Origin of the sequence: Sphingorhabdus sp. (assembly GCF_035329025.1) — a bacterium.
GTDB lineage: Bacteria > Pseudomonadota > Alphaproteobacteria > Sphingomonadales > Sphingomonadaceae > Sphingorhabdus_B.
In genome coordinates this window covers 29,046-47,175 of record NZ_DAOLHN010000015.1, presented here as the reverse complement: position 1 = coordinate 47,175, position 18,130 = coordinate 29,046, and the positions used below count along the sequence as shown (strand labels likewise).

18 protein-coding genes are annotated in these 18,130 nt (G+C 57.8%); 16 read left to right on the top strand and 2 right to left on the bottom strand.

The genetic code is table 11. From position 1 onward, the window contains the following. Positions 1-60: 60 nt before the first annotated feature. The 5 genes from PKC81_RS05960 to PKC81_RS05940 are packed head-to-tail and all read left to right on the top strand — an operon-like array spanning position 61 to position 4,134. Positions 61-1,302, top strand: coding sequence for a TCR/Tet family MFS transporter (locus PKC81_RS05960; RefSeq protein ID WP_324334087.1), 1,242 nt, complete (start codon positions 61-63; stop codon positions 1,300-1,302). Then, positions 1,295-1,789: an N-acetyltransferase gene (locus tag PKC81_RS05955; protein ID WP_324334086.1), complete on the top strand. Its 495-nt coding sequence runs from the start codon at positions 1,295-1,297 to the stop codon at positions 1,787-1,789. Before PKC81_RS05960 ends, PKC81_RS05955 begins: the two co-directional genes overlap by 8 nt. Further along, entirely contained in the window at positions 1,779-2,333 is a 555-nt protein-coding gene (locus PKC81_RS05950; RefSeq protein ID WP_324334084.1) for a DUF1285 domain-containing protein, read from the top strand. Before PKC81_RS05955 ends, PKC81_RS05950 begins: the two co-directional genes overlap by 11 nt. Continuing rightward, positions 2,330-2,917: a CoA pyrophosphatase gene (locus tag PKC81_RS05945; RefSeq protein WP_324334082.1), complete on the top strand. Its 588-nt coding sequence runs from the start codon at positions 2,330-2,332 to the stop codon at positions 2,915-2,917. The genes PKC81_RS05950 and PKC81_RS05945 overlap by 4 nt, the downstream gene beginning before the upstream one ends. After that, positions 2,917-4,134 (top strand): CCA tRNA nucleotidyltransferase, encoded by a 1,218-nt coding sequence (locus PKC81_RS05940; RefSeq protein ID WP_324334080.1) that lies wholly within the window; start codon positions 2,917-2,919, stop codon positions 4,132-4,134. The genes PKC81_RS05945 and PKC81_RS05940 overlap by 1 nt, the downstream gene beginning before the upstream one ends. On the opposite strand, the gene PKC81_RS05935 is transcribed toward PKC81_RS05940, so the two are convergent. Together PKC81_RS05935 and parC are read right to left on the bottom strand one after the other, a co-directional pair. Then, the gene (locus tag PKC81_RS05935) at positions 4,092-5,822 is read right to left on the bottom strand and encodes a bifunctional diguanylate cyclase/phosphodiesterase (RefSeq protein ID WP_324334078.1); all 1,731 of its coding nucleotides are present in this window, start codon (positions 5,820-5,822) and stop codon (positions 4,092-4,094) included. The genes PKC81_RS05940 and PKC81_RS05935 overlap by 43 nt on opposite strands. Positions 5,823-5,910: 88 nt before the next feature. Beyond that, positions 5,911-8,241: a DNA topoisomerase IV subunit A gene (gene parC / locus PKC81_RS05930; RefSeq protein ID WP_324334076.1), complete on the bottom strand. Its 2,331-nt coding sequence runs from the start codon at positions 8,239-8,241 to the stop codon at positions 5,911-5,913. 211 nt (positions 8,242-8,452) lie between these two features. Between parC and PKC81_RS05925 the strand changes: the two genes are divergently transcribed. The 11 genes from PKC81_RS05925 (at position 8,453) to PKC81_RS05875 (ending at position 18,062) form a co-directional block, all read left to right on the top strand. Then, positions 8,453-11,104 (top strand): TonB-dependent receptor, encoded by a 2,652-nt coding sequence (locus tag PKC81_RS05925; protein WP_324334074.1) that lies wholly within the window; start codon positions 8,453-8,455, stop codon positions 11,102-11,104. A gap of 129 nt (positions 11,105-11,233) precedes the next feature. Continuing rightward, positions 11,234-12,544 (top strand): adenylosuccinate lyase, encoded by a 1,311-nt coding sequence (gene purB / locus PKC81_RS05920; RefSeq protein ID WP_324334072.1) that lies wholly within the window; start codon positions 11,234-11,236, stop codon positions 12,542-12,544. An 81-nt stretch (positions 12,545-12,625) separates the two neighbouring features. Further along, positions 12,626-12,916, top strand: a complete 291-nt coding sequence (locus tag PKC81_RS05915; RefSeq protein ID WP_324334070.1) for a DUF1049 domain-containing protein — start codon at positions 12,626-12,628, stop codon at positions 12,914-12,916. Next, the gene (pyrF, locus tag PKC81_RS05910; protein ID WP_324334068.1) at positions 12,913-13,587 is read left to right on the top strand and encodes an orotidine-5'-phosphate decarboxylase; all 675 of its coding nucleotides are present in this window, start codon (positions 12,913-12,915) and stop codon (positions 13,585-13,587) included. The genes PKC81_RS05915 and pyrF overlap by 4 nt, the downstream gene beginning before the upstream one ends. Next, the gene (locus PKC81_RS05905; protein ID WP_324334066.1) at positions 13,553-13,882 is read left to right on the top strand and encodes a hypothetical protein; all 330 of its coding nucleotides are present in this window, start codon (positions 13,553-13,555) and stop codon (positions 13,880-13,882) included. Before pyrF ends, PKC81_RS05905 begins: the two co-directional genes overlap by 35 nt. Positions 13,883-13,929: 47 nt before the next feature. Then, entirely contained in the window at positions 13,930-14,571 is a 642-nt protein-coding gene (locus tag PKC81_RS05900) for a phosphoribosylanthranilate isomerase (RefSeq protein WP_324334064.1), read from the top strand. After that, positions 14,558-15,799 (top strand): tryptophan synthase subunit beta, encoded by a 1,242-nt coding sequence (gene trpB, locus PKC81_RS05895; protein WP_324334062.1) that lies wholly within the window; start codon positions 14,558-14,560, stop codon positions 15,797-15,799. The genes PKC81_RS05900 and trpB overlap by 14 nt, the downstream gene beginning before the upstream one ends. After that, positions 15,796-15,984: a hypothetical protein gene (locus PKC81_RS05890; RefSeq protein WP_324334060.1), complete on the top strand. Its 189-nt coding sequence runs from the start codon at positions 15,796-15,798 to the stop codon at positions 15,982-15,984. Before trpB ends, PKC81_RS05890 begins: the two co-directional genes overlap by 4 nt. Next, positions 15,981-16,763 (top strand): tryptophan synthase subunit alpha, encoded by a 783-nt coding sequence (gene trpA / locus PKC81_RS05885; protein WP_324334058.1) that lies wholly within the window; start codon positions 15,981-15,983, stop codon positions 16,761-16,763. The genes PKC81_RS05890 and trpA overlap by 4 nt, the downstream gene beginning before the upstream one ends. 117 nt (positions 16,764-16,880) lie before the next feature. Beyond that, positions 16,881-17,735 carry an acetyl-CoA carboxylase, carboxyltransferase subunit beta gene (gene accD, locus PKC81_RS05880; RefSeq protein ID WP_324334056.1) on the top strand — a complete coding sequence of 285 codons (855 nt, stop codon included), beginning with the start codon at positions 16,881-16,883 and terminating at the stop codon, positions 17,733-17,735. Positions 17,736-17,807: 72 nt separating this feature from the next. Further along, on the top strand, positions 17,808-18,062 hold the full coding sequence (locus PKC81_RS05875) for a GIY-YIG nuclease family protein (protein ID WP_324334054.1): 255 nt from the start codon (positions 17,808-17,810) through the stop codon (positions 18,060-18,062). The last annotated feature ends 68 nt before the right edge of the window (positions 18,063-18,130 follow it).

Here is an 18,130-nt window from a genome sequence, read left to right as displayed (position 1 = left end):
TCAAAGCCTGACAATCAAAAAACATGGACAAAGCGAAAGTCGGCTGACAAGGCCCGCGCGATGGTGATGGACCCTGCCCTCAAGCGCCGCGCGAGCCGCTTCGTGCTGTTGACTGTGCTCATTTATTCAATGGGTTTCGGTATCATCATGCCTGTTCTGCCTGACCTCATCAAACATCTTGCGCAGGTCGACGCGGCCGAAGCGGCGCGCATCGGGGCATGGATCGGCGCAACTTATGGCTTGTTCCAGATTCTGCTGATGCCCGCCGTCGGCAATCTGGGGGATCGTTTCGGGCGGCGACCGATCTTCCTGATTTCGCTCTTCGCCTTCGGGTTCGATTTCCTGCTGATGGGTCTTGCTCCCAATATAGGCTGGCTGTTCGTCGGGCGTGCGATTGCCGGCGGCTTAGGTGCTGTTTTCGGCCCTGCCAATGCCGCCATGGCGGACATGTCTACACCAGAAGAGCGCGCAGCAAGTTTTGGCAAAGTTGGTGCTGCCTTTGGTCTCGGATTTATATTCGGCCCGGTCATAGGCGGACTGCTTGGCGATTTCGGGCCAAGGGTGCCTTTCTATGTTGCGGGTGCGCTCGCGATCGCGAATGGCATCTACGGCTGGATCGTATTTCCCGAAACCATGCCCGAAGAAAAGCGCCGCCCGTTTGAATGGAAACGCGCCAATCCGCTCGGGGCATTTGCATCGCTGGGCAAAATTGAGGGAATTGTTCCCGTTGCCTTGATCTACTTCCTCTGGTCGCTCGCAGGGAATGTATATCCGGCAAGCTGGTCCTTCTTTGCGCCGATCCAATATGGCTGGGGCAGCGGCATGGTTGGCGTTTCGCTGGGCCTTGTCGGCATTTCGATGGCGGTTTTCCAGGCGCTGGTCATCCGTCGCTTCATCACCCGCTTTGGAGAACGCAAGACCGCCTATATCGGCATGATCTCCGGGATAACCAGTTATCTGATTGTCGCCTTTGTTCCATTTGCCGGGATCATATTGGTGCTTCTGCTGGTCAATGGCTTTTCCGGGATGGTCATGCCTGCGCTTAACGCAATGATGTCGCAGCGTGCGCCTGCCTCTCAACAGGGTGAACTGCAGGGTCTGGTTGGCTCACTTGCTGCCTTCAGCCTGATGATCGGCCAATTTGCCTATAACTATGCGCTCGCAGCCTTTACCGAGGCGGGAGCCCCGATACGATTTCCCGGTGCACCTTATCTGATCGCCGCTACAGCAGGTCTTGCTGCCTTGGTCGCATTGGCCATGTTGCGCAAACGGCAATTGCCCGAGGCTATGCCGGATGCCTGAACTTGTCCCGCTCAATAAAGTTGCGCCGGAAAAGGTGGAGCGATTGCTCGACGATGCCTTCGGTGCTGATCGCTTTGGTCGGACCGCCTATTTGTTGCGGAAACGCAGTAAGCCGATTGGTTCGCTGTCTTTCGCGCTCATCGAAGAAGGCGAACCCGTCGGCAGCATCCAGTGCTGGCCCGTTCGCATCGGGGATTTCCCCATAGTGCTGGTCGGCCCAGTGGCGGTTACACCCGAGCTGCAAGGCAGGGGTATTGGCCACCAATTAATGTACCGTATGCTTGAAGCAGCATCCAAAATCGGGGAACCGGTGATGGTGATGATCGGCGATCCGGAATATTATGGCCGCTTCGGCTTCACTGCCGAGCAGACCGGCGGGTGGTCTTTGCCCGGTCCATGGGAGCCGCGTCGCTTGCTTGCTCGCAATGCAATGGGTGTCGCAACGCCGCATGCAGGTATGCTGGAGGAGGACGACCGTGCCCTATGATCCCCCTCCTTCTTTGGGCGACCTCAGCCTCAACCAGATTGCAGGCCTTGCGTCGCAACGAAAGCTGCCTCCGGTCGACAGCTGGAATCCCGCCAAAACGGGAATCAGCGAGATGCGCATCGCCGCCGACGGCCGCTGGTTCCACCAAGGCGGCGAAATCACCCGCCCAGCGATGGTGCGCGCCTTTTCTGGTTTGCTCAGGCTCGAATCCGACTACAGCTATTGGCTGGTGACCCCACAGGAAAAATTTTCGATCACGGTGGAAGACGTGCCGTTCATTGCAGTTGAAGCGCAATTCCGCGAGGCAAGCATTGCGTTCCGGCTCAACACCGATGATCTGGTCGTTGCTGGACCTGTAAATCCGATTGAAACGCGGCTCTACGAAGGTGTTCCAGTACCCTATTTGCATGTCAGGTCCGGATTATGGGCACGCTGTTCGCGGCCGGTCTATTATGAACTTGCCGAACTAGCGATCGATACCAATCCGGAAAAGCCGGGTCTTTGGAGTGAAGGGGCGTTTTTCGCGCTGGATATTGCCGGATGAGCTGGAAAAAACAGTTTGCCGAGGCCTTGCACCCCTCGCGTTCAATCGCGATTGAGGATGAGCGCGCCTATCCGCGTCACGTCGGAGATTATCGGCATGCGGCGGTGCTGGTTCCCATAACCGACCGCAGCGACCCCGGGGTTATCCTGACGCGTCGTCCAGCCTGGCTGCGCAGCCATGCCGGGCAAGTGGCTTTCCCTGGCGGCAAGGTCGATCCCGAAGACGAGAATGCTGTCATTGCTGCCCTGCGCGAAGCGGAAGAGGAAATCGCCTTGCCCCGCCACGAAGTCGATATATTGGGCGCGGCCGATGATTATTACTCCGGCAGCGGATACCAAATCACACCCGTTATCGGCGTCGTCCCACCCGACCTGCCTCTGATGCCCAATCCGGAGGAAGTCGAAGAGTGGTTTGAAGTGCCGCTTGCGATTTTGTTTGATCGTGCCAATTACGCCAGACGGCGGGTCGAATGGCAGGGGCAGATGCGCGAATATTACGACATGGATTGGGAAGGCCGCCGCATTTGGGGCGTGACAGCCGGTATCATTGCCAATCTATCCCGCCGCCTGCTGGGCGACGATTGATGCAGTTACCCGACGCACCCTGGCTGCACGACCTTTCTCTGCGCCGCGTCATTGATGCCCTGAGAACCGATGGCCAATCGCCGCGTATTGTTGGCGGTGCGGTGCGCGATGCTTTGCTCGGCATAGAAGTTGCCGATGTTGATATTGCTACTCCGCTGGTTCCAAAGGAAGTAATCCGGCGACTGGAGGCAGCACATGTCAAGGCCGTTCCAACAGGCATCGATCACGGCACCATTACAGCCGTCGCCGATGGCCACACATTTGAAGTCACGACGCTACGCCGCGATGTGTCGACCGATGGCCGTCGCGCTGCCGTCGAATTTGCTACGGATTGGATCGAGGATGCAGCTCGGCGCGATTTCACGATCAATGCGCTCTATGCCGATCCCGACAGCCGGGAGATTTTCGACTATTTCGATGGCCTGACCGATTTAAAGGCGCATCACGTGCGCTTCATCGGGAATGCCGATCAACGGATTGCCGAGGATCACCTCCGCATACTGCGCCTCTTCCGCTTCCATGCGCGTTTCGGGCAGGGCGCGATCGACGCGGACGCAGTGCGAGCAGCATCGACACATGCCAACAAGCTCATGGCCCTGTCGCGCGAGCGCATTGCGGACGAACTGCGTAAATTGCTCTCTGTGGCCAACCCGGCACCAGCGGTACAGGCGATGATCGATAACGGCATTTTTGCAACCTTCCTGCCGGAAATTATCAGCGACGCAGGGAGCAAGCTTGCAAAATTGATCGAGCGGGAACAGCTGTCCGCATCCAAAGCCTCGGTCAGCCGCAGGTTGAGCGCCATACTTCCCGTCGATGCCGCAATCGTCGAAAAGGTTGCCGCACGCTTGAAGCTGTCAAACCGATTGCGCACCGACTTGATGCATTTGGCAACCAATGCCAAATCAGATCAATCAGCCCGCCAATTGGCTTATGCCATTGGTCCCGAAAATGCCCGCGATCTCGTTTTGCTGAACTCCGAAGAGCAAAACTGGCGCGAGGAGCTAGCGAGTCTGCAGGATTGGGAAGTCCCCGAACTGCCCGTCAAAGGGGGTGATCTGATTGCCAAGGGCCTGCGCGCCGGGCCGGTCGTCGCAAAAACATTGCAGGCGATCGAACGTCAATGGGTAGCAGAAACCTTTCCCGCTGAACCGCGCGTTCGCGAGATTGCTGATCAGCTGGTTGCGGGTGCGCTGCGCGACGACAAAAAGGCGTAAGCTGCCTCTGAGGTCAGCGGTCGGGCAAAGTAATAACCTTGCCCATTGGTGCAACCCAGTCCTTTGAGTTCAGCGGAAACAGCGGCGCATTCAATGCCCTCCGCGGTCGTTTTCATTCCCAGCGCCGATGCCAACGACAATATGGTGCTGACAATCGCACGATTGTCGCGATTGGCGAGCATGTCGGAAACGAAACTGCGATCGATTTTCAAAACATCGATCGGAAGCTTCTGAAGATAGGCCAGGTTCGAATAGCCGGTGCCGAAATCATCCATCGCCAGATTGGTGTTCAGCGCTTTCAACGCTTCGAGAACTCGGCGTGCGCCATCCGGATCATCGACAAAGGCACTTTCCGTCAGTTCAAGCGTCAGACGGTTACCGTCGATACCCGCGGAGCGGATGGCATGTTCTACGGCTTTTGGCACGTCATCGCGCAGTAACTGGACGGCAGACAGGTTGACCGACACCTTTATGGGCAGGTCGTCTCCCATACTGCCTTCCCATCGAGCGATCGTCTTGGCTGCTTTTTCGAGCGCCCAACGACCAAGTGGAACGATCAGCCCGCTTTCCTCCGCAACCGGTATGAAATCCATCGGCGAAACCATACCGAGTGTCGGATGGTTCCAGCGCGCCAATGCTTCAAAACCATTCAATTGGCCGCTTTCCAGATCGATCAGCGGTTGATAGTGAAGCTCCAGCTCGTCACGCTCCAATGCACGGCGCAGATCGGTTTCAAGCGAGAAGCGGTGGAGAGCCCGGTCCAGCTTGTCAGCCGAGAAAAGTTCAAACTTCTTCGATTGCTTCGCTCGTTTGAGGGCGATTTGGGAATGGCGCAACACGTCCATTGGATCGTCTGTTTCCAAATCCCCCACGGCTGCAGCAACCGCGCAATCAATCTGGATTTCCAGATTGGACAACTTGCAGGGGTCATCAAACACTTTCACGACCCGCGATGCGATTGCCTCGGCGCCGCGTACATCTTCCAACGGCGCAAACAGTGCGAATTCATTGCCACCAAGTCGGCCGATTATTTCGCTGCTCCGAAGCCTTGACGTCAACCGCTTTGCGACCGTGATGATCAGTTCATCGCCGGCCAGAACGCCTACCGATTCATTGATCCGGCTGAACCGCGCGAGATCGAACATGACGAGTGCAAATTTTTTGTCACTGCCTTCTGACCGCATTTCATCGACGGCATCGACAATGCGTTCTTCGAAACCGATGCGATTCGCAAAGCCCGTCAGACTGTCGTTCATCATTTCGCGACGCAGGTTCACATTGCCTTGGACTTCGGCCGTCCTGTCAACCAGCGACACCAGAACATGGGGGACTTCATTGCCAAAACGCGAGACGCTGATTTCGACATCAAGCGGCCGGATATTGTCTGGCGAACGCCAGCGTTCGAAATGTTCTTGTCGGCCATTGTCGACCATATCGAGGATCAAGTCATTGAAGTAGCAGGGATCAAATCCGGCATCGCGGGCTCGCCCGAGCGCGAGATAATCAAATTGACCGTTGGTCGCGATCCGCTTCGCGCCGCTGATATCAACACGATAAATAGCCGCAGCAATGGGCAGCGAGTTCAGCCATGCATGGCTCGCTTCCTCTCCTTCGGGAACAGTTCTCTGGACAAGACTTGAAGTCAGAGATGCTGGCGACCCGTGGGCGAATGAATTTTTGTCCCACATCTTCATGGATTTTGAACTAGGAGAAAGATGTAAAAATTTGCTTCACAGCGGGTATAGAATAAAAGCTATACCAGCGTAGTAAACAAACCTAGTCGAAGCGATTGTTCCTTGGAAAACCTTGCGGTGGAAGTCGTCCTGCAGCGCCACGCGCCACGCGCCATTGGGTGAGGTCAGTCTCAGTGCGTGTCCGCCCGCTGTCGCCGCCCATCGTCCAGCTCAAACCTTCGCTCAGATTGAAACAGATCGCATCTGAGAGTCCGCCATCCTTATAGCGCTGCAGGGTGACGCCCTGCCCCTTCGCCATTTCGGGGATCTCGTTCATCGGGAAAATCACCAGTTTCCGGTTTTCACCGACCACGGCGACATATTGATCTTTGGCAACAGCCTCATCCGACGTCTCAGCGGGAGCGAGGCGAACAACCTGCAACCTTGCGCCAGGCTTCAGTGTTACGACGCCCCTGCCCTTTCGCGTTTCGGCGACAACATCTTCCATCTTGCAGACGAAGCCCTTGCCGGTCGACGCAGCGAGCAGCATCCGGCCACCGGGGGTGACCGGCAAAAGCGTAAGAACATCGTTCCCCGCCTCGATATCGATCATCGTACCCAGTGGCTCACCAAAGCCGCGCGCACCGGGCAGCTTGTCTGCGCCAATCGTATAGAAACGGCCATTGGCCGTCGCGACAAGGATCTTGTCGGTGGTCTGGGCATGGAAGACCTGCGAGAGCGCATCGCCTTCCTTGAACTTGTAATCCGCCTTGGCCGAAAGGTCGGCATGGCCCTTCATCGCCTTGATCCAGCCACGCTTCGAGAGGATGATCGTCACCGGTTCGCGCTCGACAAAGGCTTCGAGTGAAATTTCGCGCGCGGGGGCCGCTTCGATCAGCGATGTGCGCCTGCGGCCAAGGTCGGTGTCCTCGGCATAGCCGATGCGCAGCTTCGTCAGATCCTTCTTCAACCGCGTGCGTTGCCGAGCCGGGCTTTCGATCAGCTTGACCAGCTCCTCGCGCTCTGCATGCAGTTCGTCACGCTCGCGGCGCAGCTCCATTTCCTCCAGCTTGCGCAAGGAGCGCAGACGCATGTTGAGGATCGCCTCGGCCTGCCTGTCGGTAAGCTGGAACTCGGCCATCATCACCGGCTTGGGTTCATCCTCGGTCCGGATGATCTCAATGATCCGGTCGAGGTTGAGATAGGCAATGATATAGCCTTCGAGCAACTCCAGCCGCGCGTCGATTTTCTCGAGCCGATGCTGCGACCGGCGTACGAGCACCTCGATTTGGTGCGTTAGCCATTCGCGCAACACTTCACCCAGCCCCATCACTTTGGGGACGCGGTTGGCATCGAGCACGTTCATGTTGAGCCCAAAACGCGTTTCGAGATCGGTTAGCCGGAACAGCGCATTCTTCAAATCTTCGGGATCAACATTGCGGCTCTTGGGCACCAGCACAATGCGGATTTCCGCATCGGATTCATCGCGCACATCGTCGAGGATCGGCAGCTTCTTGTCGGCAATAAGCTGGGCGATCTGCTCGATCAACTTGCCCTTTTGCACCTGATACGGAATTTCGGTGATGACCAACTGCCATGTGCCGCCCGAAAGGCGTTCAATCCCGGCCTCGCGATCCGCCGCATCCTTGGCCTCGGCGGCATGGAAGCGGGCTCGTACGCGAAGCGCGCCGCGACCGGTTTCATAGGCCGCACTGATTGTTTCCCGGCTGTCGACCAGAACACCGCCAGTTGCGAAGTCGGGCCCCTGGACGATCTGCATCAACTGCTCATGCGTCGCGCGCGGCTCGTCAATCAGCAGCATCGCAGCATCAATGACTTCTGCGGCATTGTGCGAAGGGATGCTTGTCGCCATGCCCACCGCAATGCCGCTAGCGCCATTGGCGAGCAAATTGGGAAACAGCCCGGGCATGACCTCCGGCTCTTCATCCTCGCCATTATAGGTTGGTTTGAAGTCGGTCGCGTTTTCATCGAGCCCTTGCATCAGCTCGATTGCGGTCTTGGTCAGTCTGGCTTCGGTATAGCGATAGGCAGCGGCGTTATCACCATCGATATTGCCGAAATTACCCTGCCCGTCGACCAGCGGATAGCGGAGCGAGAAGGTTTGGGCCAAGCGGACCATCGCGTCGTAAACCGACTGGTCGCCATGCGGGTGATATTTACCGATGACATCGCCGACCACACGCGCACATTTCTTGTACCCGCTCGAAGGATCGAGCTTCAGCTGGCGCATTGCCCAGAGCAGGCGGCGATGCACCGGTTTCAACCCGTCGCGCAGATCGGGCAGCGAGCGCGCCGTGATCGTCGACATCGCGTAGATCAAATAGCGTTCGGAAATCGCCGCATCGAACGGCGCATTGACGATCTGGTCGAACGGATCTTCGGCGGGCAAGTCTGTATCGGTGGTATCAGCCATTCCCGCCCCGATAGCGAGCCAGCGAGTCAGCGCAAAGCGGGGAATGCATCAATCCACAGAAATCTGCGTCTAAAGCTGCATTATGCTGCGTTGCAATAATGACACAGGAATGACAGAAAATGAACGGAAATTGCGCCCGCGCTGGCCATATCTTTGCATTAGTGGCAGCATCGGATGCACCAATTCTTTTGAACAGGGCAAAGGACAAAAAATGAAAAAATCGAACTCCGGATCGCTCCTTGCAATCTCCGCCTCACTCGCCGCCATGATGGTTGCGACCGCCGCACCAGCCTATGCACAAGATGAAGCGCAGGCCGAAGATACTGCAGACCAGCCAGCCATCATCGTCACAGGCACACGTCGCACCGATCGCACGGTGGCCGACAGCCCTGTTCCGGTCGACGTGCTTTCCGCCGCCGATCTGGTGAACAGCGGTTCGACCGAAACCAATCGCTTGCTCAACCAGCTGGTGCCCTCATTCAACTTCCCGCAGCCGTCGCTGACCGACGGTACGGACTCGCTGCGTCCTGCAACGCTACGCGGCCTCGCGCCGGATCAGGTGCTCGTGCTCGTTAACGGCAAGCGCCGCCACCAGTCGTCGCTGATCAACCTCAACGGTTCGGTCGGACGTGGATCGACGGCAGTCGACATGAACACCATCCCGCCGCTGGCCATCGAACGCATCGAAGTGCTGCGCGATGGCGCTGCCTCGCTTTATGGGTCTGACGCGATTGCGGGCGTTATCAACGTCCAGCTAAAAAAGGGTGTCGGCGGTCGCGCACAAGCAACCTATGGCAAGTACATCACCGAAATGGAAGATGTCGGCCAGGTGGCATCGGTTGCTTTGACGACGACGAATCCGGTCTTGGCGCTCAATAGTGCAACGCCACCGGTATATACGCTCACAGGTGGTGATAACCCTGTTATTACTTATACAGGTCAAGACCGGAAACGTCGCGACGGGGACACTTATACTTTCGCGTCGAACTTCGGTCTCCCTCTTGGAGACAGCGGTTATCTGAACTTCACCGCTGAATATAAGGATCGTTCCCCGACCAACCGTTCTGGCCCCGACATACGCCGCAACTATTTTGCAGCAGGCGATCCGCGCGAGGCAACCTTCAATCGTTACGCGCACCGCTACGGTGACGGTGTTTCTAAGGACCTGAATTTCTTCCTGAACGCTGGTTACGATCTGTCGGATAATATCGAATTCTACACCTTCGGTAGCTATGGTGTGCGCGACGGTAATGGCGCGGGCTTCTATCGCCGTTCATTTGATCTTCGCAACCAAAACTGGGCTGGCTTCACTGGCGCGTTCAACCCGATCTATGCCGACGGCTTCCTGCCTCTCATTATCAGCGAAATCGTCGATATCTCCGCCGCCGCCGGCTTGCGGGGCGCGCTCGGATCGTGGGACTATGACCTGTCGGTTGTCTATGGCTCCAACCTTTTGAACTATAAGGTCGAAAACAGCGTTAACACCTCGCTCGGCGGCACCGACAGCGCCCGTCGCTTTAACGCGGGCGGAATGCGCGCTGGCCAGACGACGGTCAATCTCGACATGCGTCGTGACCTTGATCTGGGCATCGGTGACAGCGTGTCGCTGGCCTTTGGTGGCGAATATCGCGACGAAAATTACAAAATCGTCGCGGGCGAATTACAGAGCTATGTCAATGGCCCCTTCTCGGCACCGCCGTTCGGCGCAGCTGGTGGTTCACAGGTGTTCCCGGGCTTCCGCCCGAGCAATGCGACCGATGAATCGCGCGATAGCTATGCCGGCTATGTCGAACTGGATGCTGATCTGAGCTCGAGCTTCACATTGCAGCTTGCAGGCCGCTATGAACATTATAGCGACTTTGGCAGCACCGTGAATGGCAAGGCCGCTGCACGCTTTGAACCCATTGACGGCCTGGCCTTCCGCGGTTCGATTTCGACCGGCTTCCGCGCACCAAGCCTTGCGCAACAATCCTTTGCAACGACATCGACCAACAATGTCGGCGGCACCCTGATTGAAATTGGGACCTTTCCCGTATCTTCGCCCGTTGCGATTGCCCTCGGTGCAGAACCGCTCAAACCGGAAAAGTCGGTCAATATCGGTGGTGGTTTCACCTTCACGATGCTCGATGGTCTGAATCTGACGGTCGACTATTATAATATCAAGATTGAAGATCGCATTACCCTGACCGAAAACCTTCAGGGCGCTGATGTTGTTAGCCAATTGACAGCCGCAGGAATCACCGGCGTTTCGTCAGCCCGCTTCTTCATTAATGGCATCGACACCAAGACCGAAGGTCTCGACATTGTCGCAAGCTACCGCGTCCCTGATTTCGGAATGGGCACGGTCCGCTTGAGTGCGGGTTACAACCTAAACAACACCAAAATCACGGATCGCCGGACATTCTCAGGCTTCACCGCCCAGCGTCTGTTCGCACGTCAGGAAAGCTATCGCCTGACCGACGGCCAACCCAAGAACAAGCTGAACTTCAGCATCGATTGGGATTATGACATGTTCGGACTGACGCTGCGCACCAACCGCTATGGCGAAGTGTTCCTGCCAAGCAGCTTCTCCACGGCCGCGAACAACAACAATATCGCGCTGGCGCCAGGCGATGTTCCGGGGGACATCTTCCTGTCGCCCAAATGGGTCACCGACCTTGAACTGCGCGTAAAGCCGATGGAAAAGCTGTCGCTCGCCATTGGTGCGAACAATTTGTTCGACGTCTATCCGGATCGCCTGCCCTTTGGCACGGTCGACGGGGTGAATTATGGCCTGAACAACTCGTTCCTGCCGTACAGCTCACAGTCGCCCTTCGGCTTCAGCGGCCGCTTCCTCTATGGTCGCGTTTCTTACGAGTTCTAAATCGAATTTACAAATTGACGGAAAGGGCGGTGCGATTGCGCCGCCCTTTTTCGTTGCGCTTTTGACGCTGTGCCGCGCGCCTGCTAACGGCGCGGGCGACTCCACAAACGTCCATCAGAAAGCCTGCACATGGTCCCCCGCTACGCCCGCCCAGATATGGTTGCCATTTGGGAGCCCGAAAACCGTTTCAAAATCTGGTTCGAGATTGAGGCGCATGCGACCGAAGCGCTGGCTGATCTCGGCGTGGTGCCCAAGTCAGCCGCTGACGCACTCTGGAAATGGTGGGCGACCAATCCGTCGATCGACGTTGCCGCGATTGACGCCATCGAAGCCGTCACCAAGCATGATGTTATCGCTTTTCTCACTTGGGTGGCCGAGCAAGTCGGCGACGAAGCGCGCTTCATGCACCAGGGTATGACATCGAGCGACGTGCTCGACACCTGCCTCGCGGTGCAGCTGGCGCGCGCATCAGACCTATTGCTAGCTGATCTCGACGCGCTCCTCGAAGCCATCAAACGACGAGCCTTTGAACATAAAATGACGCCCTGCATCGGCCGCAGCCATGGCATCCATGCTGAACCCGTTACCTTTGGCCTCAAAATGGCAGAGGCCTATGCCGAATTTTCGCGCTGCAAGGAGCGCCTGATCGCTGCGCGCAAGGATGTCGCAACCTGCGCCATTTCGGGCGCGGTCGGCACCTTCGCCAATATCGACCCGCGCGTTGAAGAACATGTCGCAGCAAAGCTGGGCCTGTCGGTCGAACCCGTTTCGACACAGGTTATCCCGCGCGATCGCCACGCGATGTTCTTTGCGACACTGGGAGTCATTGCGTCGTCGGTCGAACGGCTCGCAGTCGAAATCCGGCACCTGCAGCGCACCGAAGTGCTGGAGGCGGAAGAATATTTCTCTCCGGGCCAAAAGGGTTCGTCGGCGATGCCGCACAAGCGCAACCCGGTTCTGACCGAAAACCTCACCGGCCTTGCCCGCATGGTGCGCAGCTATGCCATTCCCGCGATGGAGAATGTCGCCTTGTGGCATGAACGCGATATCAGCCATAGCTCGGTCGAACGCTATATCGGACCCGATGCGACGATCACGCTCGACTTCGCGCTCGGTCGCCTGACCGGTGTGGTCGACAAGCTGCTGGTCTATCCGGAGCGGATGCAGAAGAATTTGGACAAGATGGGCGGTCTGGTTCATTCACAGCGCGTGTTGCTCGCGCTCACACAGGCTGGCGTTAGCCGCGAAGACAGCTATCTGCTGGTGCAGCGCAACGCGATGAAGGTGTGGGAATCGGACGGCCAATTGTCACTGCTCGAACTGCTCAAGGCCGATCCTGATGTGACCAAGGCGCTCAGCCCACAGGAAATCGAAGAGAAATTCGACCTTGGCTATCACCTGAAGCATGTCGATACGATTTTCGCGCGGGTTTTTGGCTGAACCGAAAATGCTTCAAGGGGGCTGGAAACCTTGGCTCCCTTCCCTTAAGCTGCACATAAACAGACAAAGGAGAAGCCGCGAATGTCGTTCCTGAAAACCCTGTTCTGGGTGATCTTCCTCGTAGGCTTTGCGGTGTTTGCAGTGAACAACTGGCACCCAGTATCGATGAAGTTGTGGAACGGCCTGTGGCTCGACAGCAAATTGCCTGCGGTCATCGGCGCCAGCTTCCTGCTGGGCTTCGTGCCGCTATGGATTTGGCACCGCGCGATCCAATACCGGCTGACGCGCCGCATCGCGACGCTGGAGAGCGGCGCGAAGACCATGGCGGCCAATTTCACGCCCACCAGTGCGACACAGGGAACATCAGCATGAGCAACCCTGTCTATGTCGCAATCGACACGCCGCTGCTCGATGATGCGCTCGATCTTGTGCGTAAAGTGAAGGCGCATGTTGGAGGGGTGAAACTCGGCCTCGAATTCTTTTGCGCTAATGGGCATCATGGCGTGCATGAAGTGCAGAAACTGGGCCTTCCCATCTTCCTTGATTTGAAACTGCACGACATTCCCAACACCGTGGCCAAGGCGATGCAGGCGATCAATACGCTCGAACCCGCGATCGTTACTATCCACGCCAGTGGCGGACGCGCAATGATGGAGGATGCCAAGGCCGCCGCCGGTTCGCACACCAAGGTGGTGGGGGTGACGGTGCTCACCAGCTTAGACGATCACGATCTCAATCGCGTTGGTGTGCCTGACGATCCACACACGCAGGTCGAACGCCTCGCCGCATTGGCGCAAGAGGCGGGGCTCGACGGCATTGTCTGCTCGGGTCATGAGGTGAAATCGGCGCGCAAGGCGTGGAAAGACGGATTTTTCGTCGTTCCCGGACTACGCCCTGCCGGCGCCAGCACCGCCGACCAGAAACGCATCGTCACGCCGCGCCAAGCGCGAGACGATGGTGCCAGCGTGTTGGTGATAGGTCGCCCGATCACCAAGGCGGAGGATCCCGATGCAGCAGCGCGGGCGCTTGTGGGGACGCTTTAGCTATATGCTTTGGTTATACTTAGTATTGCTGTTTCTGTCGGCATGGTTTGCAGGATTCGCCGTCGGCATTTTGCAATCGAGCTCTTTGCGTAAATCATTGACTGTGTTTCTATTTCTCGTTCCTTCAGTCGCATTTATTGGATGGGGAGCAATTGGCCAAACTGGTCTTCTCGTTGAAGACACTAACCGCTTTGGCTTAGCCTTCTGGCTTCTTCTGCCCTTACTATTGGCTTGGTTAGCCATTGCGATTGCTGGATTTTTGGGAGGAGTACGAAGACGAAGTGCGACACCCTGAAGCAAGTTCAGCATGACGTGCATAATAAGTTGCGCTAGGCGGCTTTCATGCAAACCCAAATCAAAATCTGCGGCCTTTCGAATGAAGCTGCCATTGATGCTGCGGCTGAGGCTGGCGCAACACATATCGGCCTTGTGCATTTTGAAAAAAGCCAGCGCCATGTGAGCCTTGAACTCGCTGCCGCCCTTCGGATGCGCACGCCGCCGAGCCTCAAAGTCGTGCTGCTCTTGGTGAACGCCGATCCGGAACTGACCGACAAGGCGCTGAACATGGTGCGCCCCGATGTCGTTCAATTTCATGGCACCGAAACGCCTGAATGGCTCAAGCTTGTTCGCGAGCATAGCGAGGCTGAAATCTGGAAGGCGATCGGCCTGAAAGACCGGCAGACGCTTGTGAATTCGGATCGTTTCGCAGGCGTTGCCGACCGGTTGTTGTTCGATGCCCCGGCGCAAGCGCTTCCCGGCGGGACAGGCACCCGCGTCGACTGGTCGCTTTTGAGCCGTTTCGAACATCGCACACCCTGGGGGCTGGCTGGCGGGCTGGCGCCCGACAATGTCACCGAGGCGCTTCGCATCACGCGCGCGCCGTTGGTTGATGTTTCTTCAGGTGTCGAAAGCGCTCCCGGCGTCAAGGATGTGGACAAGATTGCGGCCTTCTGCCAAGCGGTCCGCGATTATGACAAAGCCTGATACAAACCTGAACTCTTTCATGAACCAGCCTGACGAGCGCGGGCATTTTGGCCAGTTTGGCGGCCGCTATGTCGCCGAAACGCTGATGCCGCTGATCCTCGATCTGGAGCGGGAATATCGTGCGGCGCAGGCCGATCCGGAATTCCACGCGCAGCTTGACGACCTGCTCAAACATTATGTCGGCCGCCCCTCCCCGCTATATTATGCCGAACGGCTGACCGAGGAATTGCGCAAAGGCGCGCCCGCCGGAAAAGGGGCGCAAGTCTGGTTCAAGCGCGACGAGCTGAACCATACCGGCGCGCACAAGATCAACAATTGCATCGGCCAGATCCTGCTCGCTATCCGCATGGGCAAAACGCGGATCATTGCCGAGACCGGCGCGGGCCAGCATGGCGTTGCCACCGCCACCGTCTGCGCACGCTTCGGCCTGCCCTGCGTCATCTATATGGGCGCGAAGGATGTCGAGCGGCAGCAGCCCAATGTGTTCCGCATGAAGCTGCTCGGCGCGGAAGTCATTCCGGTCACGTCAGGCGCGAATACGCTGAAAGACGCGATGAATGAGGCGCTGCGCGACTGGGTCGCGAATGTGCACGACACCTTCTACATCATCGGCACTGCCGCAGGCCCGCATCCCTATCCCGAACTGGTCCGCGATTTCCAAAGCGTGATCGGCAAGGAAGCGCGCGCGCAGATGCTCGAACGCACCGGTCGCCTGCCCGACCTTTTGGTCGCAGCGATTGGCGGTGGATCAAACGCGATCGGGCTGTTCCACCCCTTCCTCGACGATGCCGAAGTCGCAATGCTCGGCATCGAAGCGGCAGGGCATGGCCTCGACAAGGAACATGCCGCATCACTTGCGGGCGGACGCCCAGGCATCCTCCACGGCAACAAGACCTATTTGCTGCAGGATGAGGACGGCCAGATCGCCGAGGCGCACTCGATTTCGGCTGGTCTGGACTATCCCGGCATCGGGCCGGAGCATAGCTGGCTCAAGGAAATCGGCCGTGTGCGTTACGACAGCGTGACCGACACCGAGGCACTGGAAGGCTTCCAGCTGCTCTGCCGCACGGAAGGCATCATTCCCGCGCTGGAGCCTTCGCATGCAATTGCAGCGGTGGCGCGCGAAGCGGCGAAGATGGACCGCGACCAGATCATCCTCGCCAATCTGTGCGGGCGTGGGGACAAGGATATCTTCACCGTGGCCGAGGCTTTGGGAGAGAAGATGTGACTTTCCAGCCACGGCAAGCGTTGAAAATGTTTGTGATTGTTCTGCCAGCAATTTTATTGCTCCGTTATGTTGCGCATGAATTCGGCCTTATTAGTTGGGTGTGGCAAAAGCCTGCCTGGCAAACTGTTGCTTTTGCTGTTTTGCTCTCGGTTGCATTGACCGCGCATAGAAAATCGATGACATGAGCCGCCTCTCCTTCGCCTTCCCCGCTAGCCGCGCCGCCCTCGTCACCTTCATCACCGCAGGTGATGGCGATACCGCCGCCAATCTCGACGCGCTGGTTGCGGGCGGCGCCGATGTGATTGAACTCGGCATGCCATTCACCGATCCTATGGCCGACGGCCCTGCGATCCAGAAGGCGAATATCCGCAGCCTGGGGGCCGGCACCACCACGGCGGATATTTTTGCCATCGCTACCGCCTTCCGCGCGCGACACCCGAACGTCCCGCTGGTGCTGATGGGTTATGCCAATCCGATGACGATCCGCGGGCCCGAATGGTTCGCCGCCGAATGCGTCAAGGCAGGTGTCGATGGCGTGATCTGCGTCGACATTCCGCCCGAGGAGGATGCCGAGCTTGGCCCTGCCCTGCGCAGCGCAGGTGTTGACCTGATCCGCCTCGCCACTCCCACTACCGATGCCGCGCGCCTGCCCGCCGTGCTCAATGGCTCCAGCGGCTTTCTTTATTATGTCTCGGTTGCGGGCATCACCGGTCTGCAACAGGCCGCGCAAGCGAGCATCGAGGATGCCGTCGCACGCCTCAAGGCCGCAACCGACATTCCCGTCGCTGTGGGCTTCGGTGTGCGTACCCCCGAACAGGCCGCCGCGATTGCCAAGGTGGCGGATGGGGTCGTTGTTGGCTCGGCCATTGTCGAAATCATCGCACAACATGGCCGCGATGCCGCTGGCCCGGTGCGCGATTATGTGGCTTCGTTGAAAGCGGCTATCAATTCCGCGCGTAGCTAATTACAAAACCGTAGTGCTGAGCCTGTCGAAGCACGCTTTTCAGCATAGCGCCTTGCCCAAAGGCGCCCTTCGACAGGCTCAGGGCTACGGTGAAATTTCAAGGGTAGGTTGAAAACAATGAACTGGGTCACCCGCGTCCGCAACGCCATCCCCTTCATCGCCAAGCGCGAGACGGCGGAAACATTGTGGCACAAGTGCAAGGGCTGCAACACGATGATCTTCCTCAAGGAATATGAGGAAAACCAGTCGGTCTGCCCGAAATGCGATTTCCATGGACGCATAGGTCCGGCGGAACGCTTTGCCGCGATTTTTGATGCCGACAGCTTCACCGTGCTGCCCATGCCACGCGTCGTTGAAGACCCGCTGAAGTTCAAGGACAGCAAGAAATATCCCGACCGGATCAAGGCCGCCCGCGCCGCCACTGGTGAGCAAGACGCGATGGTCAGCGCGCGCGGCACAATCGATGGCCATGCCGCCGTCGTCAGCGTTCAGGATTTCGCCTTCATGGGCGGATCGATGGGCATGGCGGTGGGCGAAGCCTTTATCGCTGCAGCACAGGAAGCGCTGAAGGCCAAATGCCCCTATGTGATCTTTACCGCCGCTGGCGGCGCACGCATGCAGGAAGGTATTCTCAGCCTGATGCAGATGCCGCGCACAACGGTCGCGATCCAGATGCTGCGCGAGGCCGGCCTGCCATATATCGTCGTGCTGACGGACCCCACCACGGGCGGTGTTACAGCGAGCTATGCGATGCTCGGCGATATCCAGATTGCGGAGCCCGGTGCGCTTATCGGCTTTGCCGGACAGCGCGTGATCGAACAGACGATCCGCGAAAAATTGCCCGAAGGCTTCCAACGCGCCGAATATCTGCTCGACCATGGCATGGTAGATATGGTGACGCACCGACATGAGTTGAAAACCACGCTGGCGCGTTTGGTCGATTATCTGACCGCCGGTAAGAAGGCGGCTTGAGCTTTAGGCGCTTCGATCCGCAGTCATTGTCATTCCCGCGAAAGCGGGAATCCATGGCCTGAGCTTTCAAGATTGTACTACGTCTACATTCTGGCCAGCCAGACCAGAGGGACCACATATATTGGTATCACCAATGACATCAGCCGACGCACTTTTGAGCACCGCGAACAGCTGGTGCAGCGTTTCTCAAAACGTAACCGAGTAACGCGGCTGATCTATATGGAGCCTTATGAAGATGTTCGCGATGCCATCCAGCGTGAAAAGCAGCTGAAGAAATGGAACAGGGCATGGAAGCTGGAGCTTATCGAAAAAGCAAACCCGGAATAGTGTGACCTCTGGTTCGATTTAAACCGATCGCTTAGACCATGGATTCCCGCTTTCGCGGGAATGACACA

What these genes read in the sequence shown, in the direction of transcription:
- purB (WP_324334072.1), top strand. Translation starts at nt 11,234, where the DNA reads ATGGTCCCCCGCTACGCCCGCCCAGATATGGTTGCCATTTGGGAGCCC.
- PKC81_RS05925 (WP_324334074.1), top strand. Translation starts at nt 8,453, where the DNA reads ATGAAAAAATCGAACTCCGGATCGCTCCTTGCAATCTCCGCCTCACTC.
- trpA (WP_324334058.1), top strand. Translation starts at nt 15,981, where the DNA reads ATGAGCCGCCTCTCCTTCGCCTTCCCCGCTAGCCGCGCCGCCCTCGTC.
- PKC81_RS05960 (WP_324334087.1), top strand. Translation starts at nt 61, where the DNA reads ATGGTGATGGACCCTGCCCTCAAGCGCCGCGCGAGCCGCTTCGTGCTG.
- PKC81_RS05935 (WP_324334078.1), bottom strand. Translation starts at nt 5,822, where the DNA reads ATGTGGGACAAAAATTCATTCGCCCACGGGTCGCCAGCATCTCTGACT.
- PKC81_RS05945 (WP_324334082.1), top strand. Translation starts at nt 2,330, where the DNA reads ATGAGCTGGAAAAAACAGTTTGCCGAGGCCTTGCACCCCTCGCGTTCA.
- PKC81_RS05955 (WP_324334086.1), top strand. Translation starts at nt 1,295, where the DNA reads ATGCCTGAACTTGTCCCGCTCAATAAAGTTGCGCCGGAAAAGGTGGAG.
- PKC81_RS05905 (WP_324334066.1), top strand. Translation starts at nt 13,553, where the DNA reads ATGCAGCAGCGCGGGCGCTTGTGGGGACGCTTTAGCTATATGCTTTGG.
- parC (WP_324334076.1), bottom strand. Translation starts at nt 8,241, where the DNA reads ATGGCTGATACCACCGATACAGACTTGCCCGCCGAAGATCCGTTCGAC.
- PKC81_RS05900 (WP_324334064.1), top strand. Translation starts at nt 13,930, where the DNA reads ATGCAAACCCAAATCAAAATCTGCGGCCTTTCGAATGAAGCTGCCATT.
- PKC81_RS05915 (WP_324334070.1), top strand. Translation starts at nt 12,626, where the DNA reads ATGTCGTTCCTGAAAACCCTGTTCTGGGTGATCTTCCTCGTAGGCTTT.
- pyrF (WP_324334068.1), top strand. Translation starts at nt 12,913, where the DNA reads ATGAGCAACCCTGTCTATGTCGCAATCGACACGCCGCTGCTCGATGAT.
- accD (WP_324334056.1), top strand. Translation starts at nt 16,881, where the DNA reads ATGAACTGGGTCACCCGCGTCCGCAACGCCATCCCCTTCATCGCCAAG.
- trpB (WP_324334062.1), top strand. Translation starts at nt 14,558, where the DNA reads ATGACAAAGCCTGATACAAACCTGAACTCTTTCATGAACCAGCCTGAC.
- PKC81_RS05940 (WP_324334080.1), top strand. Translation starts at nt 2,917, where the DNA reads ATGCAGTTACCCGACGCACCCTGGCTGCACGACCTTTCTCTGCGCCGC.